4 protein-coding genes and 1 pseudogene are annotated in these 7,109 nt (G+C 32.9%); 1 reads left to right on the top strand and 4 read right to left on the bottom strand.

Going from position 1 to position 7,109, the window contains the following annotated elements:
* Positions 1-271: 271 nt before the first annotated feature.
* The gene (locus AB8B65_RS06740; protein WP_405300107.1) at positions 272-1,387 is read right to left on the bottom strand and encodes a hypothetical protein; all 1,116 of its coding nucleotides are present in this window, start codon (positions 1,385-1,387) and stop codon (positions 272-274) included.
* Positions 1,388-1,607: 220 nt separating this feature from the next.
* Here AB8B65_RS06740 and AB8B65_RS06735 point away from each other — a divergent pair, with 220 nt between their 5' ends.
* Positions 1,608-2,126: a hypothetical protein gene (locus AB8B65_RS06735; protein ID WP_405300106.1), complete on the top strand. Its 519-nt coding sequence runs from the start codon at positions 1,608-1,610 to the stop codon at positions 2,124-2,126.
* Between the two features lie 32 nt (positions 2,127-2,158).
* On the opposite strand, the gene AB8B65_RS06730 is transcribed toward AB8B65_RS06735, so the two are convergent.
* From AB8B65_RS06730 to AB8B65_RS06720, 3 genes and pseudogenes are all read right to left on the bottom strand, one after another.
* Positions 2,159-5,329 carry a S41 family peptidase gene (locus AB8B65_RS06730; RefSeq protein ID WP_405300105.1) on the bottom strand — a complete coding sequence of 1,057 codons (3,171 nt, stop codon included), beginning with the start codon at positions 5,327-5,329 and terminating at the stop codon, positions 2,159-2,161.
* 246 nt (positions 5,330-5,575) lie between these two features.
* Complete coding sequence (gene argS, locus AB8B65_RS06725; RefSeq protein WP_405300108.1) at positions 5,576-6,787, bottom strand: arginine--tRNA ligase; 1,212 nt, start codon at positions 6,785-6,787, stop codon at positions 5,576-5,578.
* A 12-nt stretch (positions 6,788-6,799) separates the two neighbouring features.
* Positions 6,800-7,109 (bottom strand): annotated as a pseudogene (locus AB8B65_RS06720) (arginine--tRNA ligase); the annotation flags it as partial.

Raw genomic sequence — 7,109 nt, 5'->3', positions numbered from 1 at the left:
TTACGAAGAAGCATGACGAAGTAATCTGTGTATAGCATTCCACAATTTTAGTTTTAAAACAAACAGATTGCCACGAATTTTTCTAAAATTCTCGCAAAGACGTATCATATAATTTTGATTATTCAGTAGTATTAGAAGCGTCATTACGAGGAAGCATGACGAAGTAATCTGTGTATAGCATTCCACAATTTTAGTTTTAAAACAAACAGATTGCCACGAATTTTTCTAAAATTCTCCTTTAGATTAGCAAAGACGTATCATACTAAATAAACTACTTTTTTTCAATTTTAAAAGTCTCCAAGAACGTATCAAATCGTTTTACATTGCCTTGGTAGGTTGAAGGAGTTGCATTGAACATTACCAAAACATAATGTGTTTTCGTTTCAAAAGTAACTTGTTTCGCATGATATAAGCGCATCGTTCCTTTTGGCATGTAATTAAATCGCATGCTTTTTCCGTTAATTTCTCCTATGTTTTCGAGTTCTTCTTTTAAGAGCAGTTTCATTCTGTCATCTTCATCTCCTATTTTTCCTTGTGGAAATACGTCTTGATTGAATTCTTTAAAGGATGTGTATGCTTCTCCCTTTTTTGCCATTCGTACGACAACCGCATTTTTAATGTTGTTTACATCAGGAAAACTTGCAGACCATACTGTTGGTCCGTTCATTTGCACAACATTCAAATAGTCTGGAACGGAAAATTGAAAGTGTTCATCATCGTAATTAACTACGACATCTTCATCCGTTTTATTGAGGACACGTTTTCTTAAAAAATCAACATCTATTTTTGATGGGAATATTGCTACAGATGCTGTCAGCGCCTTTATATACGCTGCTTTTTCGGCTTCATCTTCCGATTTAAACAACGGAAAACTTATGGTTGATAATTTATCGTTCACCACAAAACATAAAATACTTATTTTACGCAAATAGTCTTCTTCGACATTCACTTTACTGAGTGGAATAGCAACCGAAAACAGATAAAATAGTTTGCCATCTTTATTATTGAAAAATTCTTCTTCGACATTTATTTTTTCCTCACTAACTTCTTCAAAATAGGCAAGTTGCGAATCTTTATACGCTTGCAACACTTGTTTTTGTGCTGCTAAACCTTTTGTATTGTTATAGATTGAAGTATCATAATCAGTTTCGATCAATGTAATGAGATGATCTTGTATTTTAAATCCACCATTATCCATATACTCTACATTTTCCCCAAGAAATTTCATGGTATAATTGAGATTGTTATTTATGTAGTGATATCCATCCGATGCTTTCATAAAATAAACATCTTGTACTGGCTTAAGAGAAGTTTGTGTATCATTTTGACTAAACCCATTTGCGCCAAAGCCAACGCAAATAAGAAAACAGAGTATGTATTTATTCATGGTATTTATCGGTTTATTTTCTAAATATACTAAAATTAATTGCCGTGGTTTCTTTAGTGATTATAAATTAAAGTTTTTATATTGATAGTGAAACTCAACATTTTATCAAAAAAAACGTTTACAGTAACAAGTAGTTGATAGAGCTTGCTTTTATTGAACCGCATTGGTAGTATTAAAGACTTTTATAAATTACGATTTTATGCTAATAATTATACCGAATATGAAAAAGAACATCTTATTATTTATAGTTTCTATAATTACTTTGACCTCTTATGCGCAAGATTGTGGTTTTAAGAATGATCATTCTGAAGAAGAATCAAATAAAAAGTTAGCGTGGTTTGTTAAAGAATTACCCGAACAAAAATTAGTGATTTCAAATGACAAAAATGATATTCCTACACACGTTTTAAAGCAACTAAAGTGTGCTTCGGGCGGTTTTGACATTGCAAATCCTGATGAAAAGTATCAGAGTGATTGTAGTGGTGAAGACGACAAGCCATCTCGCCATCTTAAATTACTTGCTAAAAACAAAGAGTATTTGGTTATGAGTTATAACACCTATAATCTTGGCATATCTAGTTATCATATTTGGATTAAATATAATAAAAGTGGAATTACCGATATTTGGTATACATCTACTATGGGAGGCATGGTTGTAGATTCAAAATTTGACATTCTTAACTACTACAAATCAATTTCAAACCAAGAAAAGGCGCGAACTCGATTGATCAAAAATTAAATGATTTATTAAAAAAAACGCCCTTTTTAATTTTACTTCTTTTCTAATTCTTTTAGTATAATTTCAATCGCTTTGTCCAATTGTGGCGTTTTATTTTCTAAGCGCTCTTTAAAGTTTTCACCAATATATACATCTGGCGCTACTCCAGTCATTTCTAAATCTTTTCCATCTAAGGTATAACATCCCCAAGTTGGCAATCGGTAGGTAGATCCATCTACTAATCTTCTGCTTGTTGTAAAAATGATCCAACGATAGGTTTCTGTTCCCACAATTGTGCCCATTTTTAGTTCTTTAAAGCCTGCAGCCGTCATTTCTGCATCCGATAAAGATTGTTCATTTATGAGCAACACAATTGGTTTGTCGCCGTAATTAAAGTTAGATTGACTCGTTAATTTTCCTTCTCGGTATTTCCAATTTAGGTATTGTTTTTGACGCAAGAAATTCAATACTGCATCGTGTACATTTCCGCCTATATTCCAGCGTAAATCTAAAATTAAACCTTCTTTATACGCTTCTTCACTCATTAAATCCTGATAGAATTTGGTCAACTCTTGGTTCCCCATATCTAACATACTCACATACGCAATCTTATTGTTAGACTTTGTATCTACATGTGCTTGATTTCTATTTTGCCATTCTTTTATTAATAAGTCTTTAAGTCTCCAAAAGGAGATTGCATGTACATTTACGTGAAATTCTTTGTTGTTTCGAGTAAATGTCAATCGAAGTTCCTCATTAAATTTTGGATTGGAAAAATACTGTTCCCTGTTCGATTTTTCATCCACGCGTTTGCCACTGACAGCAACCAATTTATCTCCTTTTTTAAGATCTTTATTTTTGATGTCTGTTGGTCCTTCTGAAACAATTCTTTCTATAACAAACGGTTTTTCTGTATTGAAAATAATTCCTGTTTCTGATGAACGTGTTCCATGATATGTTTGCTCTTCTTTCCCATACGAGTTAAAGCCAGAATGCGATGTATTTAGCTCTCCCAACATGTCGTTAAAAATCAATCTCAAATTTGCTCTGCTTGAAATGTATGGCAAATAAGTTGCATATTCATCTCTTAGTTGTTGCCAGTTTTCACCATGAAAATTTTCGTCATAATAGCTTTCTTCCATTCCTGCCCAAGCTTCATAATACATCTGATCAAATTCATTTGACAACGTTTTATGAAAGCGATACTCCATTGTTATTGGCTTTATTTTATTCGCTTTTAAATCTACTGTATGAATGTTTCCACTAGATAAGATATAGTGTTTTTTTCCAGCCGTAATAAATTGGTAACTATACAGTGTTTTATCATGTAACTTTACCGTTTTATTGTCTTCAAAAGGTGTTAGTGTAGTTTTCCACAACTTACTTTTTCCTTGATCGTGATTTGATACATACAACACATGTGTTTTGTCGCCTTCATGTACAATCGCAATATTTCGTTGATTCCCAAATGTTGGACTTATCAATGTCAATCGATTCATCAATCCTTTTTCGTTGATAGCAACCGTCACTTTTTTCTTTTCTTTGGTCGTTTTTTTATTCTTTTTGTTCTTTTTGTCTTTTTCTTCCTTTTTTTCTTCTTCTAAAAGTGCGTTTATTTTATCAATTTTAAACGGTTTTTCATATTTATCTAAAGCCATTTGATACACTTTAGCACTTCCACTTCCGCCTCTTGGAAAGTTTGGTGCTGTTCGTTCAGAAGATAGATATATGTATTTTCCATCTGCAGACCATATTGGTTCACGTTCAGAAACTTTCGTTTTGGTAAGATTGATTATTTTCTTTGAAGCGATGTTATACACAAAAATATCTGCTTCAAAATCTCTAAACGCAGTGTATGAAATGTATTGTCCGTCAGGAGAAAAATGCGGATCTGAATTGTAAAATCCCCACAATTCATCTGTGACGATCAATTCGCTTTTAAAAGTTTTTAAATCGATGAGATAAATTTCGTTTCCACCGCGTAAATACACTCCTTTTGTTTTGTCTGCATTAAACGTAATTTGTCTGTTATTCTGCTTTTTCTTAGTGAGTTGTTTCGTTTTAAATTTACCTGTTACGCTTGTTACAAACCAATTGTAATATCCTTTATCTGATTGTGAAAATAGTAACGAATTGTTGTCTTTTAACCACTTTACTTCTTTGATAGCTTCCAACGAATTGGTTGGTATTTCTTTGATAAATTTCCCTTTTACATCAGAGACAAATAATTTTCCTCTCGCTACAAATGCCATCTTTTTTCCATCAGAAGAAATATCAAAAAAAGTAATCGCACCTTTTACATCATACGATTGTTCTTTTTCTAACGTAGAATTATTACTGATGTTGACTTTCAGCTTTTTGGTGGTTTTGTTAGCTACATCATATACAAACAATTGATAGTCTTTTCGGAACACTATTTTTTCACCATTCGCGCTTACTTTTGGCCACATAATTGATGACGAAAAATTAGTTAACTGCTTTGGTACTCCATTGTCTAATTTATATAGATTGTATTCACCATTCCCTCTGTCTGATTTAAAATAAATATTTCCAACTGCGTCAATAGTTGTACCAAAATCTTTTCCTCTATATGTTGTATGCTGTGCATATTTTTTTGTTTTTTGATTGTATGATTTTATATCAGGATTGTAATCACCTTTGTATCTTTTTCTGCTTGCATCATAGGATGCTTCACCAGATTCGTTAAAGTAAATGTCTTTTGTTTTTGGATGTTGTACCACATTATGGACTCTGTTAAAATAGTGTCCAAAGGTTCTTTTGGGCGTTCCACCATTAATATTTACGGTGTAATTTGTAATTAAATTATACCTGTTGGATCTGAAATTGATGGTTTTACTGTCCCAATTCCAAGAAGATATCATGTCGCTTGCTTGATGAAACGTTAGCTGTGTAATTTTACCACCTTTTAGTGGCATAATGTATACATCACTATTTCCGTATTGACTGCTAGAAAACGCCAACCATTTTCCATCGGGAGAAACACTCGGATTTGTTTCAACTCCTTCCATGGCAGTTATTCTGTACGCTTCTCCTCCATTTGAAGAAACTTTCCACAAATCGCCTTCATAACTAAATATAACCTCTTTTGCATCTGGCGTTAACGTAGGTTTTAAAGTAAAATGAGCCGTGTTTTCAATTTTCGGTTGTCCATTCACAATAGAAACAAAAACGAAAAGAAAAAGGAAACGTATTTTTTTATACATAATTGAAATTCGTGTTATTTTTTTACACAGGATGAAATGATGAACAAACTTTGAAAATTCATCCTGCAAATAACGAAGATATAAACTTAAATTTTATTTTGAATAGGAACAGTCCGATTTAACGTACATTCGATATGAGACACTTTAAAAAATAATCATTAAGCATAAAAAAATCGTTTAAACTAGCATTCAACTATGTCGAAATGTCGGTTTAAACGATTTTATATATTTTTCAATATAAATGTATCACATTCTTTCAGGAACTTGAATTCCTAATAGTGAAAATGCATTTTTGATCGTGTCTCCTACTTTTTTAGATAATTGGACTCTGAATACTTTTTTTGCTTCGTCTTCTTCTCCTAGAATGTAAATATTTTGGAAGAATGAATTGTACAACTTCACCAAATCATAAGTGTAATTTGCAATGACTGCCGGACTTTGATTGTTTGCCGCCAATTGCACAGTAGCAGGATATCCTTGCAATTGTTTTACGATTTCTTTTTCGCGAATATCAATTTCAATTCCTGTAATTTCTGCGGAATAGTCAAAATCTGCCTTTCGCAAGATTGATTGAATTCGCGCGTATGTATATTGTATAAACGGACCTGTGTTTCCTGCAAAATCAATGGATTCTTTCGGATCAAATAAGATGCGTTTTTTAGGATCTACTTTTAGAATGAAATACTTTAACGCACCCATTCCGATGACTTTGTAAAGCTCTTCTTTTTCTTCGTCTGTATAGCCTTCTAGCTTTCCTAGTTTCTGTGAAATTTCTTTGGCTGTTGCTGCCATTTCTACCATTAAATCATCTGCATCAACGACCGTTCCTTCACGACTTTTCATTTTTCCACTTGGTAAATCGACCATTCCGTACGATAAATGATGTAAGTTTTTAGACCAATCGAATCCAAGTTTTTTCAAGATTAAAAACAACACCTTAAAGTGGTGATCTTGCTCGTTTCCAACTGTATAAATCATTCCGCCAATATCTGGATAATCTTTTACTCGCTGAATGGCTGTTCCGATATCTTGTGTCATGTATACTGCAGTTCCATCGGCACGCAATACAATTTTATCGTCCAATCCATCTTCTTTCAAATCGCACCAAACAGAACCATCTTCTTTTGTGTAAAAAACGCCACTTTCTAAACCTTCTTTTACAAAGTCTTTTCCTAAAAGATAGGTATCACTTTCATAATACAAGGCATCAAAATCAACACCTAAGTTTGTATATGTAACGGCAAAACCATCGTAAACCCACTGATTCATTTTTTCCCAAAGTGCTACCACTTCTGCATCACCAGCTTCCCATTTGCGCAACATTTCTTTTGCGTCAGCTCCGATAGCGCTTATGTTTGCGAAATAGTCATTTTTGAATGATTTTTTAAAAGCTTTTATGATTTCGTCAGAAAGGTCTTCTCCATTTTCATATTTTTTAGAAAACTTTTCTTCTAACATTTTCTGAGTTTCGGGCTTCTTTGCAAACACTTCTATCTTATCAATTCCAGTAGTTGTCTGTAACCATTCAGAAAACTCCATTTGGAATACTTTTTCAAATTCAACATAATAGTTTCCAACCAACTTATCTCCTTTTAATCCTGTAGATTGTGGTGTTTCTCCGTTTCCAAAAAGTTTCCAGGCCAACATCGATTTACAAATATGAATTCCTCTGTCGTTTATAATTTGGGTTTTATAGACTTTTTTTCCTGCAGCTTTTATAATTTCTGCAACAGAATACCCTAATAAATTATTACGAACGTGTCCTAAATGTAAAGGTTTG

The organism is Kordia sp. (assembly GCF_045105435.1).
In the GTDB taxonomy this organism is placed as follows: domain Bacteria; phylum Bacteroidota; class Bacteroidia; order Flavobacteriales; family Flavobacteriaceae; genus Kordia.
This window is presented reverse-complemented; position numbering and strand designations above follow the sequence as displayed.

Coding starts and splice junctions, on each gene's coding strand:
- AB8B65_RS06740 (WP_405300107.1), bottom strand. CDS start 1,387: ATGAATAAATACATACTCTGTTTTCTTATTTGCGTTGGCTTTGGCGCA.
- AB8B65_RS06735 (WP_405300106.1), top strand. CDS start 1,608: ATGAAAAAGAACATCTTATTATTTATAGTTTCTATAATTACTTTGACC.
- AB8B65_RS06730 (WP_405300105.1), bottom strand. CDS start 5,329: ATGTATAAAAAAATACGTTTCCTTTTTCTTTTCGTTTTTGTTTCTATT.
- argS (WP_405300108.1), bottom strand. CDS start 6,787: ATGTTAGAAGAAAAGTTTTCTAAAAAATATGAAAATGGAGAAGACCTT.